At 66.7% G+C, this 24135-nt stretch carries 25 protein-coding genes and 1 pseudogene; 6 read left to right on the forward strand and 20 right to left on the reverse strand.

What is annotated here, in order from left to right; all coding sequences use genetic code 11:
* Positions 1-143: 143 nt before the first annotated feature.
* Entirely contained in the window at positions 144-875 is a 732-nt protein-coding gene (locus tag ACV7NQ_RS13710; RefSeq protein ID WP_463359989.1) for a dienelactone hydrolase family protein, read from the forward strand.
* A gap of 193 nt (positions 876-1068) precedes the next feature.
* Positions 1069-1212, forward strand: coding sequence for a hypothetical protein (locus ACV7NQ_RS13715; protein WP_463359990.1), 144 nt, complete (start codon positions 1069-1071; stop codon positions 1210-1212).
* Positions 1213-1404: 192 nt separating this feature from the next.
* On the opposite strand, the gene ACV7NQ_RS13720 is transcribed toward ACV7NQ_RS13715, so the two are convergent.
* The 3 genes from ACV7NQ_RS13720 to ACV7NQ_RS13730 all read right to left on the reverse strand — a co-directional run bounded on the left by ACV7NQ_RS13720 (position 1405) and on the right by ACV7NQ_RS13730 (position 3002).
* Positions 1405-1641, reverse strand: coding sequence for a hypothetical protein (locus ACV7NQ_RS13720; protein ID WP_463359991.1), 237 nt, complete (start codon positions 1639-1641; stop codon positions 1405-1407).
* Between the two features lie 285 nt (positions 1642-1926).
* Positions 1927-2598, reverse strand: coding sequence for a TetR family transcriptional regulator (locus tag ACV7NQ_RS13725; RefSeq protein ID WP_463359992.1), 672 nt, complete (start codon positions 2596-2598; stop codon positions 1927-1929).
* A gap of 5 nt (positions 2599-2603) precedes the next feature.
* Positions 2604-3002: a hypothetical protein gene (locus ACV7NQ_RS13730; RefSeq protein ID WP_463359993.1), complete on the reverse strand. Its 399-nt coding sequence runs from the start codon at positions 3000-3002 to the stop codon at positions 2604-2606.
* 276 nt (positions 3003-3278) lie between these two features.
* Here ACV7NQ_RS13730 and ACV7NQ_RS13735 point away from each other — a divergent pair, with 276 nt between their 5' ends.
* Entirely contained in the window at positions 3279-3458 is a 180-nt protein-coding gene (locus ACV7NQ_RS13735; protein WP_463359994.1) for a hypothetical protein, read from the forward strand.
* Between the two features lie 63 nt (positions 3459-3521).
* On the opposite strand, the gene puuE is transcribed toward ACV7NQ_RS13735, so the two are convergent.
* The 9 genes from puuE to uraD all read right to left on the reverse strand — a co-directional run bounded on the left by puuE (position 3522) and on the right by uraD (position 13712).
* The gene (puuE, locus tag ACV7NQ_RS13740) at positions 3522-4427 is read right to left on the reverse strand and encodes an allantoinase PuuE (RefSeq protein ID WP_463359995.1); all 906 of its coding nucleotides are present in this window, start codon (positions 4425-4427) and stop codon (positions 3522-3524) included.
* Positions 4424-5443, reverse strand: a complete 1020-nt coding sequence (gene alc, locus ACV7NQ_RS13745; protein WP_463359996.1) for an allantoicase — start codon at positions 5441-5443, stop codon at positions 4424-4426. The genes puuE and alc overlap by 4 nt, the downstream gene beginning before the upstream one ends.
* Positions 5444-6667 (reverse strand): DUF6986 family protein, encoded by a 1224-nt coding sequence (locus tag ACV7NQ_RS13750; protein ID WP_463359997.1) that lies wholly within the window; start codon positions 6665-6667, stop codon positions 5444-5446. It lies immediately after the preceding gene.
* Positions 6664-9471: a molybdopterin-dependent oxidoreductase gene (locus ACV7NQ_RS13755; protein ID WP_463359998.1), complete on the reverse strand. Its 2808-nt coding sequence runs from the start codon at positions 9469-9471 to the stop codon at positions 6664-6666. Before ACV7NQ_RS13755 ends, ACV7NQ_RS13750 begins: the two co-directional genes overlap by 4 nt.
* The gene (locus ACV7NQ_RS13760) at positions 9468-10325 is read right to left on the reverse strand and encodes an FAD binding domain-containing protein (RefSeq protein WP_463359999.1); all 858 of its coding nucleotides are present in this window, start codon (positions 10323-10325) and stop codon (positions 9468-9470) included. The genes ACV7NQ_RS13755 and ACV7NQ_RS13760 overlap by 4 nt, the downstream gene beginning before the upstream one ends.
* 295 nt (positions 10326-10620) lie before the next feature.
* Entirely contained in the window at positions 10621-11985 is a 1365-nt protein-coding gene (locus ACV7NQ_RS13765) for an 8-oxoguanine deaminase (protein ID WP_463360000.1), read from the reverse strand.
* On the reverse strand, positions 11982-12887 hold the full coding sequence (pucL, locus tag ACV7NQ_RS13770) for a factor-independent urate hydroxylase (protein WP_463360001.1): 906 nt from the start codon (positions 12885-12887) through the stop codon (positions 11982-11984). Before pucL ends, ACV7NQ_RS13765 begins: the two co-directional genes overlap by 4 nt.
* Before the next feature lie 7 nt (positions 12888-12894).
* A complete protein-coding gene (uraH, locus tag ACV7NQ_RS13775) occupies positions 12895-13212 on the reverse strand; it encodes a hydroxyisourate hydrolase (RefSeq protein ID WP_463360002.1) in 318 nt (105 codons plus the stop codon).
* Positions 13209-13712 (reverse strand): 2-oxo-4-hydroxy-4-carboxy-5-ureidoimidazoline decarboxylase, encoded by a 504-nt coding sequence (gene uraD / locus ACV7NQ_RS13780; protein WP_463360003.1) that lies wholly within the window; start codon positions 13710-13712, stop codon positions 13209-13211. The genes uraH and uraD overlap by 4 nt, the downstream gene beginning before the upstream one ends.
* Before the next feature lie 150 nt (positions 13713-13862).
* Here uraD and ACV7NQ_RS13785 point away from each other — a divergent pair, with 150 nt between their 5' ends.
* Together ACV7NQ_RS13785 and ACV7NQ_RS13790 are read left to right on the forward strand one after the other, a co-directional pair.
* A complete protein-coding gene (locus tag ACV7NQ_RS13785; RefSeq protein WP_463360004.1) occupies positions 13863-14498 on the forward strand; it encodes a nucleotidyltransferase family protein in 636 nt (211 codons plus the stop codon).
* Positions 14499-14511: 13 nt separating this feature from the next.
* On the forward strand, positions 14512-15552 hold the full coding sequence (locus tag ACV7NQ_RS13790) for an XdhC family protein (protein WP_463360005.1): 1041 nt from the start codon (positions 14512-14514) through the stop codon (positions 15550-15552).
* A gap of 8 nt (positions 15553-15560) precedes the next feature.
* Here the strand turns inward: ACV7NQ_RS13790 and ACV7NQ_RS13795 are convergent, their stop codons facing one another.
* The 4 genes from ACV7NQ_RS13795 to ACV7NQ_RS13810 all read right to left on the reverse strand — a co-directional run bounded on the left by ACV7NQ_RS13795 (position 15561) and on the right by ACV7NQ_RS13810 (position 19287).
* Positions 15561-16652, reverse strand: a complete 1092-nt coding sequence (locus ACV7NQ_RS13795; protein WP_463360006.1) for an ABC transporter substrate-binding protein — start codon at positions 16650-16652, stop codon at positions 15561-15563.
* An 88-nt stretch (positions 16653-16740) separates the two neighbouring features.
* Complete coding sequence (locus ACV7NQ_RS13800) at positions 16741-17478, reverse strand: ABC transporter permease (protein WP_463365660.1); 738 nt, start codon at positions 17476-17478, stop codon at positions 16741-16743.
* A 167-nt stretch (positions 17479-17645) separates the two neighbouring features.
* Positions 17646-18392, reverse strand: a complete 747-nt coding sequence (locus ACV7NQ_RS13805) for an ABC transporter permease (RefSeq protein WP_463360007.1) — start codon at positions 18390-18392, stop codon at positions 17646-17648.
* A gap of 76 nt (positions 18393-18468) precedes the next feature.
* Complete coding sequence (locus tag ACV7NQ_RS13810) at positions 18469-19287, reverse strand: ABC transporter ATP-binding protein (RefSeq protein WP_463360008.1); 819 nt, start codon at positions 19285-19287, stop codon at positions 18469-18471.
* Between the two features lie 164 nt (positions 19288-19451).
* Here ACV7NQ_RS13810 and ACV7NQ_RS13815 point away from each other — a divergent pair.
* Positions 19452-19622, forward strand: a pseudogene (locus ACV7NQ_RS13815) (nicotinamide mononucleotide transporter); the annotation flags it as partial.
* Between the two features lie 160 nt (positions 19623-19782).
* Here the strand turns inward: ACV7NQ_RS13815 and ACV7NQ_RS13820 are convergent.
* The 4 genes from ACV7NQ_RS13820 to ACV7NQ_RS13835 form a co-directional block, all read right to left on the reverse strand.
* Positions 19783-20574: a DeoR/GlpR family DNA-binding transcription regulator gene (locus ACV7NQ_RS13820; protein WP_463360009.1), complete on the reverse strand. Its 792-nt coding sequence runs from the start codon at positions 20572-20574 to the stop codon at positions 19783-19785.
* 285 nt (positions 20575-20859) lie between these two features.
* The gene (locus ACV7NQ_RS13825) at positions 20860-21765 is read right to left on the reverse strand and encodes a carbohydrate ABC transporter permease (protein WP_463360010.1); all 906 of its coding nucleotides are present in this window, start codon (positions 21763-21765) and stop codon (positions 20860-20862) included.
* A 73-nt stretch (positions 21766-21838) separates the two neighbouring features.
* Positions 21839-22726 (reverse strand): carbohydrate ABC transporter permease, encoded by an 888-nt coding sequence (locus tag ACV7NQ_RS13830; RefSeq protein ID WP_463360011.1) that lies wholly within the window; start codon positions 22724-22726, stop codon positions 21839-21841.
* Between the two features lie 22 nt (positions 22727-22748).
* Positions 22749-23999, reverse strand: coding sequence for an extracellular solute-binding protein (locus ACV7NQ_RS13835; protein WP_463360012.1), 1251 nt, complete (start codon positions 23997-23999; stop codon positions 22749-22751).
* Positions 24000-24135 lie beyond the last annotated feature (136 nt).

Genomic DNA, 24135 nt, shown 5'->3' on the forward strand with positions numbered 1-24135 from the left:
CTACTTTTCGGGAGGCCGTGCGAGAGAACGAGGAGGTGGTACCCGTGAACGCAGTATCGACATGGGTGCTCCCCTCCGGGGTCACGGTCGGGCGATAGGTCGTCCGGGAGCGCCGTTCAACAGCACTCCCGAAAGGCACGACCATGCAATTCACTTCCGAACAGCGCCTCGACGACGGCGTCCTCGAACGCGAATTCACCCTCGGCGAGATCCCCGGCATCGTGTGGACGCCCGAATCCGCATCCGCACCGGCCCCGCTGATCCTGCTCGGCCACCCCGGCGGACTGCAGAAGATGTACCCCCGACTGGTGGCCCGGGCCCGGCACGCCGCGGCCGAGGGCTACGCCGCGGCCACCATCGAGCTCCCCTGGAGCGGTGACCGGCCCCGCTCCGCCGCCGCCGATCAGGCCCGCGCCGACCTGCAGCGGGCTCTGAAAGCCGGCGGGCCGGTCGACGACGAGATCGTCGACCGGCTCATCCTCCCGGGGGTCGACCAGGCGGTCCCGGAATGGCGGGCCGCCCTGGACGCCCTCCTTTCGCTGCCCGAGATCGGCGGCCCGGTCGGGTACTCGGGAGGGGTGATCGCCATCGGCGTCCGGCTGGCGGTGGTCGAGCCGCGCATTTCGGCCGCCGTTCTGTTCGCGGGGAGTTTCGTGCCCCGCACCATACTCGAGGAGGCCCGGCAGGTCATCATTCCGCTGCAGGTGCTGCTGCAGTGGGACGACGAAGGAAACGACCGGCAGATGGCGCTGGACCTGTTCGACGCCTTCGGCTCCAAGCAGAAGACGCTGCACGCCAATATGGGCGGGCACACCGGCGTCCCGCAGCACGCGGGGGAGGAGGGGAACCGGTTCTTCGCCCGGCACCTGAAGTGAGGCCGGCCCGTCAGGCCGGCAGCAGACGATAGGAGCTGTCGGCCAGGATGCCGCTCATCGAGGACAGGTCCCGGCCCTCCTCGATGGCGGTGGCCAGCAGATGCGCAACCGCCCCGACCGGGGCGGTACCGGCCGGTCGGGGCCGGCGCGTCTCCAGATTGACGTCGGTGAAGGTCCCGCTGGTGTTGGTGTCATGATCCGTCCAGGAGCCGACGGCTGGGAGGCCGAGGTGGATCGGCTCTCGCTGCTGAATGCGGTGCGCCTCGGCACGCTTGTCGCGCAGGAAGGTCAGGGTGAGTTCGTTCCCAGCTCGATACTGGCGTTGGGAACGACCTGACGGGAACAGGTCATCGCGGCGCCGCGATGACGGGTATGCCGAGGTCGACCGGCGCGATGCGGGCCAGGCGCTTGGTCTCCTCTCGTTTCTGCCGTAGGAAGGAGCGCGATGCTCAGTCCGTCTCGGGTGAGACGTCGAATGACCTGCGCGACAACGTGAAACAGCTCGGCCGACATTGGTATCACTCTCTCCCTATCGGATTTGGAAGGTGCGATGGATCACTTCGCCGTTGGGCCGCCGATATTGCCGGATGCTCAACTGGGTGAGCTCGACCAGCTCCTCGATCCGGATGCCCGACAGGCGAAGAATCTCGAACGTTGCCCATCGCCAGAAGCAGTAGTCCTCGTGCATGGTGACGTTGATGCGTTCGCCAGTGTCGCAGTCAAGAATGCGGACGGCTATACCAAAACCAACCACTGCAGTCTGCATGACCTGGGGTGTACGGCGTGTGCTACGAACGCGCCGTACACCTTTCACAGCTGTCGTTTGCCACCGTTGTGGGACCAGCACGTTGCCAGTCGTGGGACCACCGGCAGCAGTACGGAAGTGAAACAGGTTATCGCTATGCCGATCGGCGAACACAGCGTTCCCGAACGACCGATAAGCGGCTACGAGGGTGCATTCGGCCAGCCTCCTTACGTTTGTGCGTCCAGGTCTGGACGTGGGTTGACCGCGCCTCGACGATGGGCCTGCTACCTCCGTCTGCATATACGTCTAATTACCGAGGTCCTTGATGAGATCCAGGGCTGGGTACAGGACGGGGCGCAGTGGACGGAGTCTCGACAGCGCCACGACGCGTTCGACGAGTGGGGCGATTCGGCGGATCAGCAGTCGGGTGCGTTCCTGGTCGGGGCTGCGGTCGTGGACCCAGAACAGGACGATGCCCATGTGGGCCAGCCACAGCAGATTCGGTAGCTCGGCCATCAGCCGCTTGTCACCCTTGACGTCGTTGCCGATGACCAGGTTGCGCATGATGGCGGTGGATGCCTCTCGGGCGGGCCGGCTTTCGTCGCTGAATGGACTGAGCGGGCTGGTGGGCTCGGCGGCGCTGGCGAAGAACTTGCCGCCGAACTCGTGGTAGGGGGCGGCTACGTCGACGAAGGCCAGTTCCATCGTCTGCCATCGGGCGGCGAGAGAGTCGCCGCGAGTGGTCTGCTCGACCTGCTGTTCGTGCAGGGTCTGGATCTGTTGGTAGAAGCCCTGAACCAGGTGTTCCTTGGAAGTGAAGTAGTAGTAGGCGTTGCCGACGCTGACGCCGGCTTCGCCCGCGATCGCGCGCATGGTGGTCTTCGTGTAGCCGTTCTGCTCGAACAGGCGCAGGGCAGCGTCGATGATCTGCTGGCGAGTTTCCTCGCCGCGCGCGGTCGCGGGCTCGGGGCGGGTCATGCGGCTCAGGCTAGTGTGGCTGCGGCGACCGGAACGGGAGGGACGGTGGCCTGCTTCTCCTGGTGCCTGCTGCGGCGGATCTTGTTCAGGGCGATCAGGTTTGCGAAGTGCATGCCGCCGAGCACTAGCAGAACCATGCCGAGTTTCATGGCGAGTTCCTCGATTGCGGCGCGCGCATCGATGACTGGGCCGCTAATGCGCAAGGCCAGCGCCACGAAGCCCGCATTGACGAGCCAGAACCCGATGACCAGCAGATGATTCACGACTTCGGCGAGATCGCTGTCTCCATTCATGACATCCACCAGAAACCGTGCGCCGGTGCGGTGCAGGGTGCGTGCCACCCAGAACGTGAGCGCCAAGCTGATGGTCGCGTAGGTCGCGTATGTGGCGACGACGAGGTTCATTGTCCCAGCTCCTTACTTATTTGAACGTGTTCAACTATGAGGTTAGGCTATTTGTTGAACACGTTCAAGTGTGAGTGCCGCGACACCGTGCCGGGAAAGCTGGCCTGCCCGGTTCGGGAGCGCGGCATGGCGAAACGGGCCGGACATTAAACCGGCACCGCGCCCCATGCCGACGTTCATCACTCCGCTGCCGTAGCCATGATCGGTCCACATAACGGATCTGGAACATGTTCTCTCAGCGGATCACCTGCTGTCGGTGGTCCCACGACTGGCAACGTGCTGGTCCCACAATGGTGGCAAACGACACACAGCACCCGGCGTGCGGGCAACACCCTCGACCGCGACGGGGACTTCATCAACCTGTGCGGCCGCCCACAGGTCTATCGCAGGGCCGCCTGCAAGCAGGCGATCTACCGCCGCCGTAAGAAGGAAGTCAGAGCGGCCGCCGAGAAGTGAACATTCGGGGCGGTCAGGGTTCGGAAAAGGTGCGGAACTGGAGACGGGTGCGAAGCCTGCGCGTCAGTGGCGTCGAGGCGGGTGGGTGTGGCGCCAGTGGTTGGCGATGTCGATGCGACGGGTGATCCAGACGTCCTCGTGGGATTGGATGTGGTCGAGGAAGCGTTCGAGGGCGGCGATGCGGGCCGGGCGACCGACGATGCGGCAGTGCAGGCCGACCGATAGCATCTTCGGGCTGCCTTCCGCGCCTTCGCGATACAGCACGTCGAAGGCGTCGCGCAGGTGGGTGAGGAACTGCTCGCCGCTGGGGAATCCGGCGGGCGAGGCGAAACGCATGTCGTTGGTGTCCAGCGCGTAGGGAACGACCAGGTGGTCGCGGTTGTGGACGGTGACCCAGTAGGGCAGGTCGTCGGCGTAGGAGTCGGAGTCGTAGACGAATCCGCCGTGCTCGACCACCAGCTGTCGGGTGTTCGGGGAATCGCGCCCGGTGTACCAGCCGAGCGGCGGGGCTCCGGTCAGCTCGGTGAGAATGCGGACCGCTTCGGCCAGGTGCGCCCGCTCGGTCTCGCGGTCGGCCAGCTGGTAAGACTTCCAGCGCAGGCCGTGGCCGGCGATCTCATGGCCGAGTTCCCGAAAGGCGGCTACCGCCTCGGTGTTTCGCTGCATGGCCCGGGCCACCGCGAAAATGGTGAGCGGCAGACCACGTCGCTCGAACACCCCCAGTACCCGCCACAGGCCCGCGCGCGAACCGTATTCGTAGAGCGACTCCATGCTCATGTGCCGGTTCGGAAAGGCTTCCGCCGGAGTCATTTCCGAGAGAAAGGTCTCCGAGTGGGCATCACCGTCGAGCACATTGTTCTCGGCGCCCTCCTCGTAGTTGAGCACGAACTGAACCGCTATCTGCGCTTCCCCAGGCCATTTCGGATCCGGCGGCTTCGATCCGTAGCCGATGAAGTCCCGCTCGCTCATCCGCCCAACTCTCCATATAGCCGCAGCCGTGCCAAGCCGCCGTCAGGGTAGATGTCCAGGCGAACCTCTTCTACCAACGCCGCCATCGGGGTGATCGGGAATCGATGCCGGGTATCGGGCAGCAGTTCGGTGCGCGGCAGCAACTCCACCTCGGTGCCGTCGGTGGTGCGGCCGGTGAGCCGGGCCGCGCCAGGGCTGTTGCCGAGGAAGTATGAGGTGTCGATCTCGGCGAGCCGGATCAAACCGGGTCCGGCGAGCCGGATCTGGACCCAATCGTTGCCGTCGTCGCGGCGGCGGGCGGTCTCCCAGCCGTCGCCCATCTTCCGGGCCAGACCGGGATAGAGCAGCTGGTTGGGTGAACTGTAGAAGCGGTTGGAACAGTCGATCACCAGCGCGCCGTTCTCGAGCGCGGCCAGGTCCAGCGGGCCGAGACCGAGCAGCCGGGGATCGGGGCGGCCCTCGCCGTAGACCCGGAGCCGGGCCACACCGCCGTCTGGATGCATGGTGAGTTTCACATGGGTCCACCGCTTTTCGATCTCGATCGAGAAGGGGTTGCGGCTGTCCCCGGAGACGGGCGCCCGGTCGACCAGGGTCACCCAGTCGTCGCGTCGGGCGATGGCATCAGCGTCCGGATAGCCATCGATATCGAGGGCGGCGACCGATACCGCGGGCGGATAATTGCCCTTGAACCAGGCGGTGTCCACCACGATCCCGCGAATCACGCCCGGCACGCCGAGCCGCACGATGGCGACGTCGTCGCCCGGCCTGCCCCGATGCCTGCGAGTCTCCCAGCCGTCGTAGATCTGGCCCTTGTGCCCGAAGGTCGATGGACGGTATTCCGAGGGCCCCGGATTGATCAAATTCTCCTTCTCCGCGAAGAATTCGTCATTGGCCCAGATCACCGACCCGCCCAGCGGGCGGACCGCCAGATCCGGCAGCAGTGTGAAGTCCTCGTTGTGGACCGGGTCGCTCACCAAACCTCCTGTGTCGTGCGGGGCTGCGCCATGGTTGGTCATCTATGCTCCCTGCGGGATCGGCGCTCGCGAGACCAGCGCCGCCAACACCTCGGTGGTCAGTGCGGGCGCGAGTTCGCGCAGTTCTTCGGCGGTGCGGGCGCCGCAGTTGACGCCGCGTAAAACGGTGGCCGCCAAGGCTTCCGCGGTGGCCGGTTCGTCTATCACGCCGCCGGAGCGGCGTTCGAGATACGCCTGCAAGCGCGGGACGGCGACGTCGATGGCCTGTCGGAAGAACTCGTAGGTGGCCAGCCAGCGGGTGATCAGGTGGCCGGGGTGCATGTCCCAGCCCTGATAGTAGCCGCGCCGCAGCGAGCGGTTGACCAGCCGATGATGGTTGCGCAGTGCGGCTTCCGGGTCGGTGTCGGGCACGATCTGGGTGGAGCCGTCGCAGATCCACACGCCGGTCTGCGCCGCGGCGACCTGCATCACCGCTTTGGCGTAATCCGCGGCCGGGTGATCGAGGGCCTGATTCGTCGCGGCGATACCGCACGCGGCCGTGTAATCGTAAGTGCCGAAATGCAATCCGCTGCAGCGTCCGTCCGCAAGCCCGATCATTCGGGCGATCGGCGCGGTGCCGTCGGCGGCGACGATCGCCTGCGGGCTTTCGATCTGCAGCTCGAAGCGCAGGGTGCCCTCGGCGATGCCGTAGCCGCGTTCGAATCCTTCACACAGCGCGACCACAGACGAAACCTGTTCTGCCGCACGAATCTTCGGAACGGTGAAGACGAATCCCGCGGGCACGCCGCCCGCCGCGTCCAGTACCAGTTCGAGAGTGCGCAGGGCGCGGCGGCGTTCGGCGCCGGCAAGCCCCTTGGTCCGGACACCGACGCCGGCCGGCCTACCGGCCCGCGCCCAGCCGGACAGGATCGTGCCCACCGCGGTGGCCGCTCGATCTTCCTCGTCGTCCGAACGGAACCCGTACCCGTCCTCGAAGTCGATGCGCAGGTCCTGGATCGGGTCGCGCTCGAGCCGTTCCCGCACGGCGGGCAGGGATGCCGTGCCGTCGAGCTCGGCCAGCATGTCGTGGTGCACGTTCAGGAGCTTTGTCGCCGCCGCGCCCCAATCGCCGGGTGTCTCGGCGGTGACCCGATCGGCCGGAACATACGCCGTGTGGATCGGCTGGGCCCGGCCATCGGGGCCCGGGTAGCGCGAGCGTAGTTCGGCATCGACCGTGTCGAGCACCGCCTCGATTCGGGCACGAACATTCTCGGGCAGCCGCGTCAACCCTGCTCTCCTTTCTGAATGGCACGCCAGACGCGGTCCGCCGTCATCGGCAGCCGGTCCTGTCGTACCCCGACAGCATCGCGTATGGCGTTCGCCAGTGCGGGCGCGACCGGGTTGTAGGGGGATTCGCTCATCGACTTGGCGCCGAGCGGGCCCAGGTCGTCGGCGGTGTCGGCGAAGTACACCTCGGTGCGCGGCACGTCCGCGAACTGCGGAACGTGATAGTGCCGCAGCGTCTGGGTGGTCACCACGCCGTTGTCGCTGCGCATGTCCTCATACAGCGCGGTGCCGATTGCCTGCGCGACACCGCCCTCCACCTGGCCGCGGCACTGCACCGGGTTGAGCACCGTGCCCGCGTCGGCGGACTGGATGGACTGCAGGATGCGGACCGATCCGGTTTCCGGATGGACCGCGACCCGGAAGGCATGCACATTGAAACTGACCGAGCGGGGACTGCCGTCGTGCTCGCCACGAGCGGACAGTTCGCCGTCGGCCAGGAGTTCGGGCGCGCGCAGCAGCCGATCGCCACAGCGGACGCCATCGGGTTCCAGTACACACTCCGACTCCGCGACCCCGGTCAGCTCGGCTGCGCGGGCCGACATCCGTCCACGTAAAGCATGAGCCGCTGCATAGGAAGCCTTGCCCGCCACCACGATTCCGGTCGAGCCGAAGGCGCCGGTGTCGTGGCCGACCAGGTCGGTGTCGGACTGCCGGATCACCACCTGCCGCACATCGGTATTCAGCGCGGTGGCCGCGAGTTGGGCATGCACGGTGGTGGTGCCGTTGCCGAATTCCGCGGTGCCGACCCGGATCTCGTAGCGACCATCGGCCAGCAGCGTCGCCGTCGCCTCGGAGCGGTGTCCACGCGGCGGAATAGTGGCGATCATCGACAGGGCCATGCCCTCGCCAACCCGCCAATCCGCGCCGGGCGCCGGAATGCCGTTGCCCCGCAGCAGTGCTCGCTCGGCCAGGTCCAGACACTGGTCGAGGCCGTAGCTGCCGATCATCAGGTCACCGTCGTCGACCTGTGCCCCGACGAACGGGTCACCGGGGACGATCACATTGCGCCGGCGGAACTCGAACGGGTCGATGTCCAGCGCCCGCGCCAAATCGTCGAGCGCCGACTCGATGCCGAAGATGACCTGCCCCAGGCCATAGCCGCGGAACGCGCCTGAGGGAATGTTGTTGGTATACACCGCCTGTGCGTCGACCCGCTTGTTGGCGCAGCGGTACACCGCCACCGATTCACTGACGCCGTGGAACATCACGCCGACACTGTGATTGCCGTAGGCGCCCGCGTCGACGAGCACGTCGACCGCCAGCGCGGTCAGCTCGCCGTGCGCCGCGGCGCCCGCCGTCACCGCTACCCGCATCGGGTGGCGGCAGGTGGCGGCGGTGAACTCGTCGGACCTGGTGAATTCGTACTGCACCGGTCGCCCCGTCCGCAGCACCGCCAACGCGATCAGATCCTCGGCCAGCATCTCCTGCTTGGCTCCGAAACCGCCGCCGACCCGGGTCGCGAATACCCGTACCCGTTCCCGCGGCAGCCCGAACACCTGACACAGTTCGTCACGCACCAGGAACGGCACCTGGGTGCTGCACCGGATCACGAGCCTGCTGTGCTCGTCCAACCATCCGATCCCGCCGTGCGTTTCCAAGTGCACGTGCTGTCCGCGCGGCGAATGCCAAACCCCGTGCACCACCTGGGCGGCGGCATCCAACCCGGCCGTCACATCGCCCACCCCACCGTGCACCTCGGCGACCAGGTTGCGCTTCGCATCGGCGATTCGAGCCGAAACCGGCTTACCTTCATGCAATTTCGGTGCCTGCGGCCGCAATGCCGCCACCGAGTCGAACACCGCGGGCAGTACCTCGTACCGTACCCGCAATGCCCGGCACCCCGCCCGAGCAAGATCGAGGCTGTCGGCGACAACAGCGGCCACCCGCTGCCCCACGAACCGCACCGTCCGATCCAGCACATAGGTGTCATCGGGATCGTCCGCCCGAAACTCATGGCGTGCAGTGGAAAACGCGACATCCGGCGCATCGGCATAGGTCAGCACGGCATGCACCCCGGGCAGCGCCTCCGCGGCAGCGGTATCGATCGAAATAATCCGCGCGTGCGAGTGCGGACTGGGCAGCACCGCGATATGCAGGGGCGCGGTCGGCGGCGCAACGGATTCGTCCGCGGTAGTCGGGTCCCGATCGGCGGGCAGGACGTCGAAAGTGAATGGCTCCGTACCGGTTACGACTCGAAGCCCTGCGGGAGCGCCTACTCCAGCACCCACCTGCCCCAACGCCGATTCGATTCCCGCTTCCGCCCGACCTGTTTCCGAGGTGGCACTCGCCTCGACGAGGGACGTGGCGCCCGTCAGCGCCTCAGCGATGGCGCGATAACCCGTGCAGCGGCAAAGGTTTCCCTTCATCAGCTCGGGTAGGTCCGACGCGTTCGGTGTCGTCGTTCGACTGCCGCAGCCGAGGCCCGCCGCGGTGACCACCATGCCCGCGGTGCAGAAGCCGCATTGGAAGCCCGCGGCGTCGACGAATTGCTGTTGGACCGGGTGTGGGTCGTCGGTCGTCCCGACGCCCGATGCGGTGGTGATGGCGCGGTCGGCGGCGCGGTAGGCCGGGATGACACAGGAGTGCACCGGTATTCCGTCGAGTTGCACCGAGCAGGCGCCGCAGTCGCCAGCGTCGCAGCCCTTCTTCACTGCCAAGTGGCCGCGCTCGCGCAGCAGGCTGCGCAGGCATTGGCCCGGGCGGGGATCGGCATGGACGGTCTTGCCGTCGACCTCGAATTTCATTGCCGCCCACCCGCTTCGGCGCGTAGCTCATCGGCCACCTGCTCGGCGAGCCGGCCCGTGACGTGACAGCGCCAGTCGGGGGCGCCGTGCGGGTCGTCGAACCACAGCGTCGGGTCGATCGAGTCGATGGCGGCCCGCACCTCGGCTGCGCTGGGTGGTTCGGCGAAATCCAGCACGATCGGCCTGCTGGTTGCCGCGGTGACGGTGAGCGCGCACCGATCGTCGGACTCGCGGCGGCCCATCACCACGGCACCGGATCGACCAAGGGGCGCCAACGCGATCTTTCGGAAAGCGGTGCGCGAGAGCAGGGTTCGCGTCGGTACAGTGATGGATCGCAGTACCTCGCCGGGGAGCAGGGCATTGCTCCCGAGTCCGATAACGAACTCCCGCAACGGAATCCGCCGGTCCGTACCGTCGGGCGACCAGACCAACGCGATACCATCGAGGGCGGTCACCGCGGCGAGAACCGCCCCCGCGGGCAACGACAGACACACGTTCCCGCCGACCGTCGCGGTCCGCCAGATCTTGTGCGAAGCGACCAGAGCCCGGCATGCCTGTGCGAACAACGCCGTCCCCGGCCAGTCCGCACGCAGCAGCGGCGCCCCGAGCTCCCGGCCCGGCGCCGCCCCGGCAAACTCGGCCAACGTGCAGGTGGCCGCGATCTCCAGCCCGTCCGGCGTCTCGGACAACGCGGGCCAGCCGAACGCGGTGATGTCGACCAGCCGCTCCAACCGCTCCTGCGGCTCGGAGAACAGGAAGGTGCCCCCGGCGAGAACCGCGCACGAGCCACCTAAAACCTCCAGGTCAGCCCGCTCCCGGGGCACCATCACCTCCCGGATCGTGTCCAGGTCCACGTCTCACCTCACTCCTCTGCCTCTGCCTCTGCCTCTGCCTCTGCCGCCACAGTAGAAGCCGAGAGTTGCCGCAATGTTGCGCGACACCCGCTCCACATTGCGCGGCCGTTACCGCGACGCCACCCTGCGCCCCTCGGCGACCGGCATCCCAGCCGCTCGCGGCACCCCCGCATGCCTACCCGCAGGCCGGCCCGGATTCGTGCAAGCCGGGCACCATCCAGCCTCCCACTTCCAGCGCGGACGCGTCGGTGCCGCTGCATAGCGTCCACTCATGAGCTTCGTGGGCCGGGCCGTCCTACCCCGCTTTCGCGACAAGCGCGGCCTGAGCCCGGGCTACCTGCGCACCGACGACCTCCTCGTCGACCGTGCGAACCTCACCATCGCGAACGATCTCCCGGCCATTCACGATCAGTGCGGCCAGTGGCGGCGCCGAGCCGAGGATCAGTGCGGTCACCGGGTCGGCGATGCCCGCGTGCGCGGGAGTGTCGAGCCGCCATAACGCCAGGTCGGCGAGCTTGCCCGGTTCGATCGAGCCGATCTCCGCATCCCGGCCCAACACCCGTGCACCACCGATTGTGGCCAGCGCCAACGCAGTTCGTACGCTCAACGCCCGCGGGCCGCCCCTGGCCCTGGCGTAGAGCAGCGCGTTGCGCGGCTCCTCGATCATCGAACTCGACTCGTTGCTCGCCGGGCCGTCCACCCCGAGCCCCACCACCGCACCCGCGGCGACCAGGTCCGCGGTGCGGGCGATGCCGGCGCCGAGGCGGCCGTTCGAGGTGGGGCAGTGCGCGATTCCGGTGCCGGACTCGGCAATCGTCCTGACCGCCGCGTCGTCCAGGTGCACGGCGTGCGCGAACCAGACGTCGGGGCCGATCCAGCCGAGCCGCTCCATGTATTCCGCGGGCGTGCAACCGAATTGCGCCGCGCAGAAGTCCTGCTCGTCGAGGGTCTCCGCAAGGTGGGTGTGCAGCCGGACGCCGGAATCACGGGCCAGTGCGGCGGATTCGCGCATCAGGTCGGCCGTGACCGAGAACGGCGAGCACGGTGCGAGGGCGATGCGCAGCATCGAATCGAAAGACGGATCGTGCCAGCGCGCGATCGCGTCCGCGCTGGCGGCCAGCACGGCGTCCAGTGGTTCCACCACATGTTCGGGCGGTAGTCCACCAGAGTCGGCGCCCAGATCCATCGAGCCCCGACACGGATGGAAGCGCAACCCCACCTCGGCGGCGGCCGCGATCTCGCTGCCGAGCAGGTCGCCGCCCGCACGCGGGAACACATAGTGGTGGTCGGTCGTGGTGGTGCAACCGGTGCGGGCCAGCGCGGACAACGCTCCGGTCGCCGCCACCCGCACCGCCTGCTCGTCGATGCCCGCCCAGATCGGGTACAGCGTGGTGAGCCATTCGAACAGCGTGTTGTCCGCCGCCAGACCCCTGGTAATCCACTGATAGAGATGGTGGTGGGTGTTCACCAGACCGGGCGTCAGCAGGCAGCCGCGACCATCGATGCGCGCCGCTCCCGCACCGAAATCGGGTGCGTCACCCTCCCCGACGGCGCCGATCCTGTTGCCGTGCACCGTCACATAGCCGCGGCGGAATTCGGTACCCGCCGCATCGACGGTTGCGATAGCGCAACCGTCGACGACCAGCGTCGGCTCAGTCATGGCCGCCATGCCAATCCGGCATCCGGGGCGTCGGCCCGCGCCACCGTGGCGTGGATGAGCCCGTAGGGCCGGTCGTCGGCGTGGAACACCTCGCCGTGGTTCTCGATCCCGAATCGGCCGAGGTCGTAGTCGAAGTGGTGCTTGTTCGGCGCGGCCAGCCGGACCTCGGCGAGCACCGGACACGCCTCCAGCGCGGCCGTGCCCATCGCGAACAGTGTCTGCTGCAATGCCTTCGAATGCAGCGTCGCGAACGTCTCGACCAGCTTGGCCCGGATTCCGTTGTACACCTCGTCCCAGTCGACGCCGGTGGTCGCGGTGAAGCGCCATTGCGCGACGATCGAGGTCGCCAGCATGCGGTCGTGTGTCGGTTCGAGCGTGGTGAAGTCGTCGGTGAGGAAGTCGGCGAACTCGGAGCCGGTCGACTTCAGCAGCACCAGATCCTGCACGCCGCCGATGACCCAACCCCGCTGGTCGTCGCCCTTGCCCGCCACCGTGACCGTCGCCGTGCGCACCTCGGGACCCTTACGGGTCCAGGTGTAGTCGTGCTCGGTCCGGCCGATCGAAACCCGCTGCCAGGCATACTCTTCGACCTCGATCCGGGCGCTGTCCACCGGATCCGTCTCGTTGACGAAGTGGGCGGCCAGTGCGAGCGCATAGTCCTCGATGGTCTGCACCCCCGGCCTTTTCGCGAAGGCGTACGCGGTGTGCTTCTGGCTGTCGGTGGGCAGCACCTTCGACTGGTCACCGGCGGTGTAGGCGTCGGCGAAATCGCCGCGCAGCACCGTGGATACGTTCAGGTCGCGGATCTCATGTCGCGCGTTGTCCCGATAGATCCGGACGACCCGGTTCTCGGCCTTGCCGTATCGGTGGTCGGACAGCACAATCGGCCCGGTCAGTTCCATGAATGGATCAGCTCCCTCGATAGGTGGAAAAAGCGAAGGGCGACAGCAACAATGGGACGTGGTAGTGCCGCTCCTCGGTGACGACGAACGTGACGGAAACCTCGGGATAGAACGATTCGACCCGCAGCGCGGCGAAATAGGCGCCGGTGTCGAATACCAGCCGATAAGCGCCCCCGGGGAGGGTCACGCCGAGCGCACCGATGCGGCCGTCCGAATCGGTCACGCTGGAATCGAGCAGCTCGGCGCCGCGATACAGCGCCACCGCGACACCCCCGGCCGGCGCACCGCGCACCGCGTCAAGCACATGCGTGCTCAGCGTGCTCATGCGGCGGCTCCGAGCAGTCGGTTCAACCGGATTCGATTGATCTTCGCCAATTCCGTTCGCATGATTCGCCTTTCGGTCTGCGGATCGTTGCCGAGCCTGCGGTGGAGCAGCTCGAGCAGCTCGGCCCCGGATTTACCGGTCGCACACACCAGGTAGATGTGGCCGAACTTCGCCTCGTAGCGGCGGTTGCCCTCGGCGAGCGCGGCCCGTATCGAGTCCTCCGCGGTGGCCACCGCGGCCTGCTCGCGCGCCGAGGCCGAAGTATCCGGACGGTCCCCGATGCGTGGGTGCCCCTCGAGCGCGCGATCAATCTCGGCTTCGGGCAGCTCGACCAGCACCGCGTCGGCCGTCTCCAGCAAGACGTCGATGTTGGCATACGGCCGTCCGGAAGCCACCGCACCAGCCCACGCGGGCGATGAGCAACAGGTCAGCAATGCCGCGACGGCGTCCGCCTCGGACAGCGCGTCGAACTGCGCGAAGCCCATCCCGTCGTGTGTCATCGTTCCAGCATCGAATACGAACAGTCGGGCTGCCAGTCGAAAGGGATAGATCATATCCGGCGTGTCGCGTGGCCGATTGGTAGCTATTCGTTGAATACACACTACCTGTGAGAAACCCACTGGCAACACAGCCGGACTACCGTGCGAAGCATGGGTGTTCCCAACCATCGCGCCGCCCCTGATCACGGCGCTGATTCAGACCGAGGCACCGCTGGTCCCGAGTGCGTAGGAATCGTGCTCGCGGCGGGCGCGGGAAAGCGCTACGGGCAGCCGAAGGTGCTGGCCGAAAGGGGCGCCTGGCTGCGCGCGGCGGTGGCGGCGCTGCGCGACGGCGGCTGCGACCCGGTCATCGTGGTGCTCGGCGCCACCGGCCCGTCGCCCGAACTCGTCGACCTACCCGCCGACGTCCGCCATGTCTGGGCCGCGGACTGGGCGACCGGTCTCGGCGCCTCGTTCCGGGCCGGGCTGATCGCGGCGGCGAACACCTCCGCCCGATACGCCGCCATCATGCCGGTAGATACCCCCGACGTCGGAGCCGATGTCGTCGCGCGGGTGACCGCGGCGGCTTTCGCGACACCGAGCGGACTGGCCCGGGCTGCGTTCCACGATGCACCCGGGCATCCCGTCGTGCTCGCGCAGAAGCATTGGACCTCGGCAGGTGTCGCTGCCGTAGGAGATTCCGGCGCGCGCACCTATTTATCAGGCAAGAACGATATGGTGTGCGTCACGTGCGACGATTTGGCGACGGGGAACGATCGTGATTACCCGGCCTCGGCCGCACGGTGATCGGAGCTAACTGATGCGCGACATCGTCGATGACCTCTTGCGGCTGTGGCATTCCGGACGCACCGGAGGGCTGGCCACCATCGTCCGTACCGTCGGCTCCAACGAGCTGCCGGTGGGCTCATCGATCCTGGTCGACGCCAACGGCGCCATCTACGGCTCGGTCCTCGGCGGCTCCATCGAGTCGACCATTTGCGACGCCGCCGTCGAGGCGGCCCGGACCGGCAGGCGCGGACTGCACCGGTTCGGTGTCCCCATCGGCGAGGCGGGCTTGGACTCCGGCGGCATGATCGATGTGTTCATCGAGCCGTTCTCGCGCCGGGATTTTCCTGAATTCCCCAGCGTGGCTGCCGAAATCGCCGCGCATCGGCGGGTTACCGTATTCACCGTGGTGTGGAACCCAGACCCGGACCTGATCGGCCAACATCTGGTTACCGACAAGCGGCACGCGACCGAACTGGTCGCGCTGCCCGAATCGGACCTGTTCGTCGCATCGTTCCCGCCGCCGCCGCGGCTGCTCATCTTCGGCGCCAACGCCGTCGCGGCTGCGCTCACCGTGCAGGCGAAGCTGCTCGATTATCGCGTCACCATCTGCGACTCGCGCGACACCGTGGCTACCCCGGATGCGTTCCCCGGCGCCGAGGTGGTCGTCGACTGGCCGCACCGGTACCTGAACACGCTGTCGGCGGCGGGCGAAATCGACAGCAGCACCGGAATTGTCGTGCTCTCACACGATCCGAAGTTCGAGATCCCGCTGCTGACAGTGGCATTGCGACTACCCGAGCTAGGTTACCTGGGCGCGATCGGCTCCCGCTCCGCGCACGTCAGGCGCATCGAAGACCTCCAGGCGGGCGGCTTCGACGACGCGACGCTCGCCCGCCTGCACTCGCCCGCCGGGCTGGACATCGGCGCGAGGACCGCCGCCGAAGTGGCGGTCTCGATCGCCGCCGAACTGATTGCCGCCCGGACCGGACGGTCCGGGCGACACTTATCCGGCAGCGGCAACACCGAGCAGGAATCCGGGTCTCTCTCCACCAAAGCCACTGTGGGGCTTTAGCACCCGAGCTACTTCAAGCCGGGGTTCTCCGCATACACCTCGCGCAGCACCGACAGATCGAACAGTTGGTCGGCCTTGATATCGATCTTGGCATTGCGTAACGCGGCGATGTTCTGCTCGATCAGCTGATCGGTCATGGTCAGCAGGCCGTTGGCCGTCGAGTCCGCGGAAACGACCAGGCTGTTCTGCGCGGTCGCCTCCTTGGTCTGCTCATCCAGATCGAGTTTCTGATCCTTGCCGTACACCTCGACCGCCAGCCTGGCCGATTCGGCCGGATTCGCGACCGCGTCCTTCCAGCCCTTGATCTCGGCGATCAGGAATGCCGCGAGCTTGTCGCGCTCCTTGTCGATGGTGGATTGCTTGACGGTCAGCGTTTCGGCGACCAGCGGCAGGTTGTAATCGGCGAACAGGAAGTGTGTGTTCTCGAATCCCTTGGCGGCCAAGGTGATCGGCTCGTTGGTCACATAGCTGACCCAACCGTCGACCTCGCCGTTGGCCAGCGGGGTCGGATCGAATTGCGCGGGCACGATGGTGACATCGCTCGGCTTCATGCCGTTGGCGGCCAGCAGCGCGCCGAAGATCAACTGGTTGGTGTCCTGTACGCCGATCTTGCGGCCCTTCATGTCCTCCGGCGTCTTGATCGGCTTGGCGGCCGAGCTGACGATCGCGAAGGGGTTCTTCTGGTAGGTGGTGCCGACGATCTTCGCGGGCAGGCCCTCCAGGATCGCGGGGGCGGTGGTCTGCACCGCCGAGGTGCCGAGCCACACCTTTCCGGTATCGAGGCCCGCCTCCACCGAGGTACTCGCGGCGCCACCCGCGATCAGGTTGACGGAGCCGAAACCCGCGTCCTTGTAATAGCCTTTCGAGTCGGCGAAGTATTCGCCTGCGAATTCGATGTTCTTGAGCCAGGAGAGCTGGATCGCGACGGTGCCGTATTTGGAACCATCGGCGCTCGAGCCGCCCGATGAGCTGCTGGAATCGGAACCGCAGGCGGCGAGCAGCCCGGTGCCGCCGAGGACGGCGCCGGCCAGCGCGGAGTAACGGAGAAACGAACGGCGGTCCAGGTGCGGCCCGAACGAATAGCGTTGCGCGGGTGTCATCTGCCGAATCTAGGTCGATTCCGTTTCGATTTCTTTACTTTCAGGTTCCGAGCATTGATTGGCGCGAGTTTGCAGGCGGCCCGGTCCGTCAGCGGCGACCCGCCTCGGGGCCGAATCGGGCGAGCACGAGGTTCTCGATCACGCCGACAATCGCGTAGAGGATCACCGACACGATGGTGACGATGACGATCGACGCCCACAGCTTGTTGTATTGGAACGTCGGGATGGCCCGAATCAGGCTGGCCCCCAAGCCCGTTCCACTGCCGAGCCACTCACCGAGCAAAGCGCCGATCAGCGCGCCGGGCACCGAGATTCGGGCCGCGGCGAACAGCGAGGGCAGCGCGGCCGGGACGGCGACCATCCGCAGCCCGGTCCAGCGTGAGCCACCGTAAGCGGTCACCAGGTCCATCGCCTCCCGCGGTGCGTTGCGCAATCCCGCCATGATCATCACCAGCGCCGGAAAGAACACCACGATCGCGGCAATCACCGTGACCCCGGCGAGCCCGCGCCCGAAAACCAGCACGATGATCGGCGTCAGCGCCACCAGGGGCACCGACCGCAGCAGCATGGCCACCGGCAGGAAGGTCTGCTCGACCGCCGCGAACGATACGAACAGCGCGGCGACCACCAGCGCCGCACCCATCCCCGCACCGAACCCGATCGCCGCGTCCCGCAATGTGATCTGGAGGTCGTCGAGGATCGCCTGCCGCGCCGTCGACGCACTTTCCGAGGTGACGAGGTACTTCCAGATATCGCTCGGCGTCTTGCCCACGCGCGGCCCGACCTGCGGGAATGCCTTCAGGAAGACGTACCAGATCGCCAGCATCAACAGCAGCGAGGTGAACAGTGGGAACAGGAAGCGACCGATCCGCAGCAGTACGTCCACGGTGCCCGCGGCACCGCTCGGCCTCGACACCCGCGCGTCGGCGACTACCGCAGCATCACCCGCCGAGGCCTTGGTCGGGTCCGTCACCTTGCCGTCGGCGTGGTCGCTCATCGGGCCTCCTGTGTCGTCCACGGCGCGACCACCCGGGCAGCCAACGCGACGACGGCATAGCCGAGACCGGCCAGTGCGGCCGCCGCCAGCGCCATGCCCCAGGTGCGCGGCACATTGTAGGCGGTCTGCGCGGCCGTCAGCGCGACGCCGATGCCACTGTCCACACCGCCGAGGTACTCGCCGATGATCGCGCCTAGCACCGCCGATGGCGCGGCAATCTTCAACGCCGCGAACGTATTCGGCAGCGCCGCGATCGCCCGCACCCGATACAGCTGTTGCCAGCGCCCGCCGCCGTAGGCGCGCACCAGGTCGAGGCTGGTCTGGTCGGCCGAGCGCAGCCCGGTCACGGTCCCGACCATGGTGGTGAAGAAGCAGTACATCGCGGCGAGGAACACCGTCGGTGTGCGCCCGCCGAAAACCACCAGGATGATCGGCCCCAGCGCGAGCAGCGGCGTGCAGTAACTCAGGATGGCCAGCTGGGTGGCCAGCGGTTCGATCGGCGGAATCAACATGATTAGGATCGCCAGGCCGATGGCCAGCGCATTTCCCCACACGAAGCCCTTCAGCGCGCCGAGCGCGGTGACCCGGAAGTTGGGCCCGTAGAGCGCCCAGCCGTCGTTGTACATGGTGTCCAACACCTTCCACGGACTGGGAATCGTGCCACCCGCGACACCCAGCGCCGCGAGCAGCCACCAGATGGCGATCAACCCGACGATGCCGAGTAGTCCACCGATGCGTTTCATGCCCTGCCTCCCGCCTGGTACGACGGACAGGGTCTGTGCGACCCGGCCATCCCAGCGCGCGGACGGTCTTGCCCACTCATGCGACGCCGTCCTTCCCCGACTTCCCGAACAGCAGCTCCGACAGGTAGTCGTGCAGCTTGTGGAATTCGGGGGTGCGCATCATCTCCGGCGTGCGCGGACGCGGCAGGTCGATTTCCACCAGCTCCAGCAGCCGGCCCGGTCGCGGGCTCATCACCGCGACCACATCGGAGAGGAACACCGCCTCCGCGATGCCGTGCGTGACCATCAGCGTGGTCGCGGGCTTCTCGGTCCAGATCCGCAGCAGTTCGAGATTCAGCCGCTGCCTGGTCATGTCGTCCAGCGAGCCGAACGGCTCGTCCAGCAGCAGCACCGTCGGCTTCACCACCAGGGCCCTGGCGATCGAAACTCGTTGCCGCATACCGCCGGACAGCTGCGCGGGCTTGGCCTTCTCGAAGCCCTCCAGCCCGACCAGCCGCACCAGGTCGGCGATCTGCGCCGGCTCGGGCTCGAGTCCCGCGACCTGCAAGGGCAGCTTGATATTGGACTCCACCGAACGCCATGGCAGCAGCGCCGAATCCTGGAAGGCGATGCCGAGTTCGTGCTGACCGCGCAACTCGGCGGGCGTCTCGCCATTGATCAGCGCCTTGCCCGCCGTCGGCGTCTCCAGCCCGGCGAGGATGCGCAGCACCGTCGACTTGCCGCACCCCGACGGCCCGAGCAGCGAAAGAAACGCCCCCTGCTCGGTATGCAGATCCACCGAATCCAACGCCTGCACCGTGCGCCTGCCGCCGCGGAAGGTCTTCGTCAACCCGCTGATGTGAATGCCCGTGCCCCCGATGGGCTCCCGCTCGCCGGTATCGCTTGCCGTGCTCATGAAGCAAACCCTAGGAGCAGGTCGTTGCACCGATATTGCGAATCGCCATCCCAGATTGCGCAATCGTTAAGTGGCGCAGGTTCGGCGGGTTATTCCTTCGAATCCGGCTGAACCGAATCCCGGGTTGTGGATGAGAAACCGCGTCCCCCGGGTTACACCCGGACGTGAACCCGATCTACGCGCTGCTCGACGCCAAGCTGCATATCGCAGGCTCGCAGATCCTGTGGCGCGAGGTGATCGGCAACGGGTTCGGTCTCGCGTCCGCGATCGGCGGCATGCGCCGCCGGGTGTGGGCATGGCCGATCGGCATCGCGGGCAACGCACTGTTGTTCAGTAGTCATGAGTATCTATGGCAAGTCATGGGGGAAGAAGATGCGATCGAGTGCGCGGGCGGTCACCAGGCCGGTCTCCCGGGAAGCATCACCGTGCACCTGCCCTCGACAAAACAGCCCGGCAAGCCGCATGGGCTGCCGGGCCGCGCTATAAGAAATCGGACTACACGATGTCGACCCGAACACCGGAGGCGCGGATCGTCGCCACCGCCGCCGGCTCGGCATCGGAATCGGTGACCAGCACGTCGACCTGCTCGATGCCGCAGATCCGGGCCAGCGCGGACCGCTCCAGCTTGTCGGCGGTGGCCACCACCATCACATACCCGGAGCGGCGCACCATTTCGGTCGTCACCCCCGCCTCGTCGATGTGCCGACATTGGGCGCCGCCCTCGGCCGAGATCGCATTCACCCCGAGGATCAGCGAATCCAGTCGCAGTTCCGCCAGCGCGCGCTCGGCCAAAGGCCCGTGCAGCTCATAGGATTCCCGGCGCGCCACCCCACCGAGACAAATGGTGCGCAGATGCGGCCGCAGCACCATCTCACCCGCGATATTGAGCGCGTTGGTGACGATCGTCAGCTGATCGCCACCGGTATTCGCGAGATCGGTGCGCCCGGCCAACGCCCGCGCCACCGCGGTCGTGGTGGTGCCACCGTTCATCCCGACCACCGCACTCGGATTCACCAGTGTCGCAGCGTATTCGGCGATCCGCTGCTTGGCCTCGCCGCCGGTCTGCCGGTAACGGGCGGGCAGCTCGTAGGCGACCGTGGTGGCCACCACGCCGCCGTGCGTCCGGGTGGCCAGCTGTTGCTCGGCGAGCGCAGTGAAGTCGCGGCGCACCGTCGCCGGTGATACGCCGAGGCGCTCGGCAGCTTCCTCCACCGAAAGCCGCCCGGCGTCGGCGAGCAACTCCAGCAGCCGGTTCCATCGCTGCGGCCGGTCCGTCGGTCCGGTCATCTCACCCCATTCCGGTCGAGTCCTGGCGTGCCACGTTTCGATGTTACCGGTCGGGCGGGCGCGGACAGCGGGATGACAGGGTCCACGCCGGCGCCCCACTCAACTGCGCGGGCGCGGAGTTTTCCGCCGCGCGAATGCCATCGAGGGTGGCCTGCGCGTTCATTCGGGAGGCGCCGTACGCGGAATTCGGACCCTGATAGTCGCCGGATCGCGACGGTCCCGCACCCACACGACGAATCACCGCACCCGAGTGGCACTCGGATGCGGCGATTCGCGGTGCGGCGACTACTTGACGCTGCCCGCGGTGAGCCCCGCGACCAGGCGCTTTTCGATGAACGCGAACAGGATGACCACCGGGATGATGCCCACCGTCGAGATGGAGAAGACGTACTGCCACGCGGTGTCGTACTGGCCGACGAACTTCGTCAGCGCCACCGACAGCGGCTGATTCTCCGGGGTGGTGAGCACGACCAGGCTGGCCGCGAATTCGTTCCAGCAGGCGACCACGGTGAAGATCGTCGCCGTGACAATGCCCGGCCACACCAGCGGCAGACTCACCCTGGTCAGAATCTGCCAGCGGCTCAATCCGTCCAGTTGGGCGGCCTCCTCGATCTCCACCGGGACCGCAGCGAAGAAGCTGTGCAGAATCCACACCGCGAACGACAGGTTGAACGCCGCGTTCACCAGGATCATGGCCAGCCAGGTGTCGTTGATGCCGAGCACGAAGAACTGCCGGATCAAACCGGTCACCAGCACGGTCGGCTGCAACATCTGGGTGATGAGCACCAGCCCGAGGAACGCGGCCCGGCCCGGAAAGCGGTGGCGCGCGGTGTAATACGCGGCCGGGATGGCGACGATGAGCACCAGCACGGTGGCGGAGACCGAGATGATGATCGTGCTCGCCATATTGAACGGCAGCGGCGTCTCCGGAGTGTTCCACATCGTGCCGTAGTTGTCCGGATGCCACGACTGCGGCAGGTAAGTCGGCGGGATGCGCAGGATTTCGGCTCGACTCTTCAGCGAGCCGAGCACCATGACGATGAACGGGATCAGGAAGATCGCGGCCACCACCACGCCCACGGCGGTGAGCTCCCAGCGTCGCCGCTTGCCGCGGCCACCCGTCGTTTCGGCGGTCGTTGCGTCGGGCGGAATGTCGACGCCCTCTCTGCGGATATCGGCTTGTGTCGTCATCGGTCCACCTGCTGTGTCATGCGGGACACCCGCACCCGGTCGGCCGGGATGAGTGAGGCTTCGCCATGATCACTCATCCGTCCACCTGCTGGGTCGGCTTGATGACCTTCACGTAGATCGCGATGATCACCACGATCAGCGCGAAGTTCAGCACGCTCATCGCGGCCGCCGTGTCGATCTGCTGATTCTGCCGAATCAGCTTGAACGTCAATGTGGTTGTGGTGTCGGCGGAGAAGCCCGCGATGCTGCCGGTGATCACCTGCAGGATCGGGAGCGAGTTGAACACATTGATGATGTTGATGATGGTGGCCACCGCGATCGCCGGACGCAGTTGCGGCAGTGTGAGATACCGGTAGCGCTGCCACTGGCTGGCGCCGTCGACCCGGCCCGCCTCCTCGATCTCCTTCGGAATACCTTGCAGCCCAGCCAGAATCGTGTAGGTGGTGAATGGGATCGAGACGAATACCGCGACCCCGATGGCCACCAGGAAGGCCGGGGTCGGCTGCTTGGTGAAGCCATACCCCCGATCCAGCAGCCCGATATCGACGAAGAAACGGTTCGCGATGCCGACGTCGGGATCGAGCATGTAATAGAAGATCGTCGTCGTCATCACCACCGAGGCCGCCCACGGCACCAGGATCGCCATCCGCACCGCGGTACGTCCGGGGAAGTCCTTGTTCAGGAACTGGGCCAGTGCCGCCGAGAGGACCACGGTGATCAGCACGACGCTGATCACCCAGATCACGGTGTGCAGCAACACCGAGCCCAGTTCGCTGATGTCGAACAGATTGCGGAAGTTCGCCAGCCCCGCGGAGCCGCGATCCTGGCCATAGGCGCTCAGGTCCCGGGTGCTGGTCCACATCATGTAGCAGACCGGGAAGGCGACGATGGCCGCGATCAACACCAGCGAGGGGCCGAGCCAGGGGATCGCCCTTAGCGCGGCAGACCGCCCTGGTCGCACCCGGGTTCCTGTGCGCCCCACCTTATTTCGCGGCTTCCTGGATACGCTGCAACACCTGGGCCGGGTCCGCGCCCTGGGCGATGGTGCCCATCTGCTGACGGATGGCGCCCTGCGCCGCAGCCCATTTCGCGTTGTTGCTCGGGTAGAACTTCGCCACCGACAAGGTCGGCCCGAACGCCTTGGTCACCGGGTCACCGGCGAGCTTGGCGGCCGCGCTGTTGGTGATCGGGATGAAGCCCTCATGCTGCACGAAGTTGGAGTAGGTGTCGGCGCCGTAGAAGAAATCGAGGAACTTCTTGATCGTGTCGGTCTTCTTGCCATCCTTCTTGAAGGCCATCAGGTGATCGGCCACACCAAGGGTGACCGGGTCGCCCGTCTTGGTCGGCGAGGGCGCGGTCGCGTACTGCAGGGACGCGTTCTTGGACGCGATCTGGCCGATGGTGGGCGGCAGGCCCTCGATCATGCCGATCTTGCCCTGGATGAAGGCATTGATGACGTCCTTGCGGTCGGTGGCACCCGGGTTCGGCTGTGTGGCACCGGCATCGATGAGCTCACGCATGGCCTTGACACCCTCGAGGTTCTGCGGGGTGTCGACGGTGATCTTGTCGCCGTCGGACCAGTTGCCGCCCGCGCCGAAGGTCCAGATGGAGGTCTCGCCCTGGGCCTCCTCACTACCCAGGGGGAGACCGTACCCGGAGACTCCGCCGCCGAGCGCCTGGATCTTCTTGGCCGCATCGGTCAGCTCCGCCCACGTCTTCGGCGGCGTCGCGACGCCCGCCTTGGCGAAGAGGTCGGTGTTGTAGAACAGGGTGCGGGTGGAGGCGAACAGCGGCAGCGCGAACTGCTGCCCGTTCAGCGACGCGTTCTTGGCGAAGCCGGGCTGGATGTCCGACAGCACATTCGGGGACACGACCTCCGACGCCGGGTAGAGCATGCCGTCACTGGCGAAGCTGGCGTAGGCGTCGATATTCAGGATGTCCGGCGTGGTGGACTGCGACTGCAACTTCGTGCGCACCACGTCGTTGATCGAGTTCCAGGACTCCATCTGGAGATTCACTTTGGTACCCGGGTTCGCCTTCTCGAAGTCGGCAATGATGCCGTCCCACAGCGCCTTCGTGCCGGTGGCGCCGTCGCTGTAGGCGGGGGCCAGGAAGTTGATCGTAGTGTCGGAGTCGGCGGAATTCTTCGAGCCGAACCCACAGGACGAGACTGCGAGCGCGAGGCCGGTGGCCATCGCAATCCCTGCGAGCACGCCGTGGAGTGGTCTTTTCACGAGCAGAACCTTTCAAACACGAGCAGAACCTTTCAAATACGCACACCCGGCGACGGCGGACCGCCGATGATGGAGCGAACGTATCGACTGACCATAATGTAAACCCAAGAGTGATCAAATGTGACTGTTTCGCCCG

Source organism: Nocardia sp. Tas62D01 (assembly GCF_055232035.1).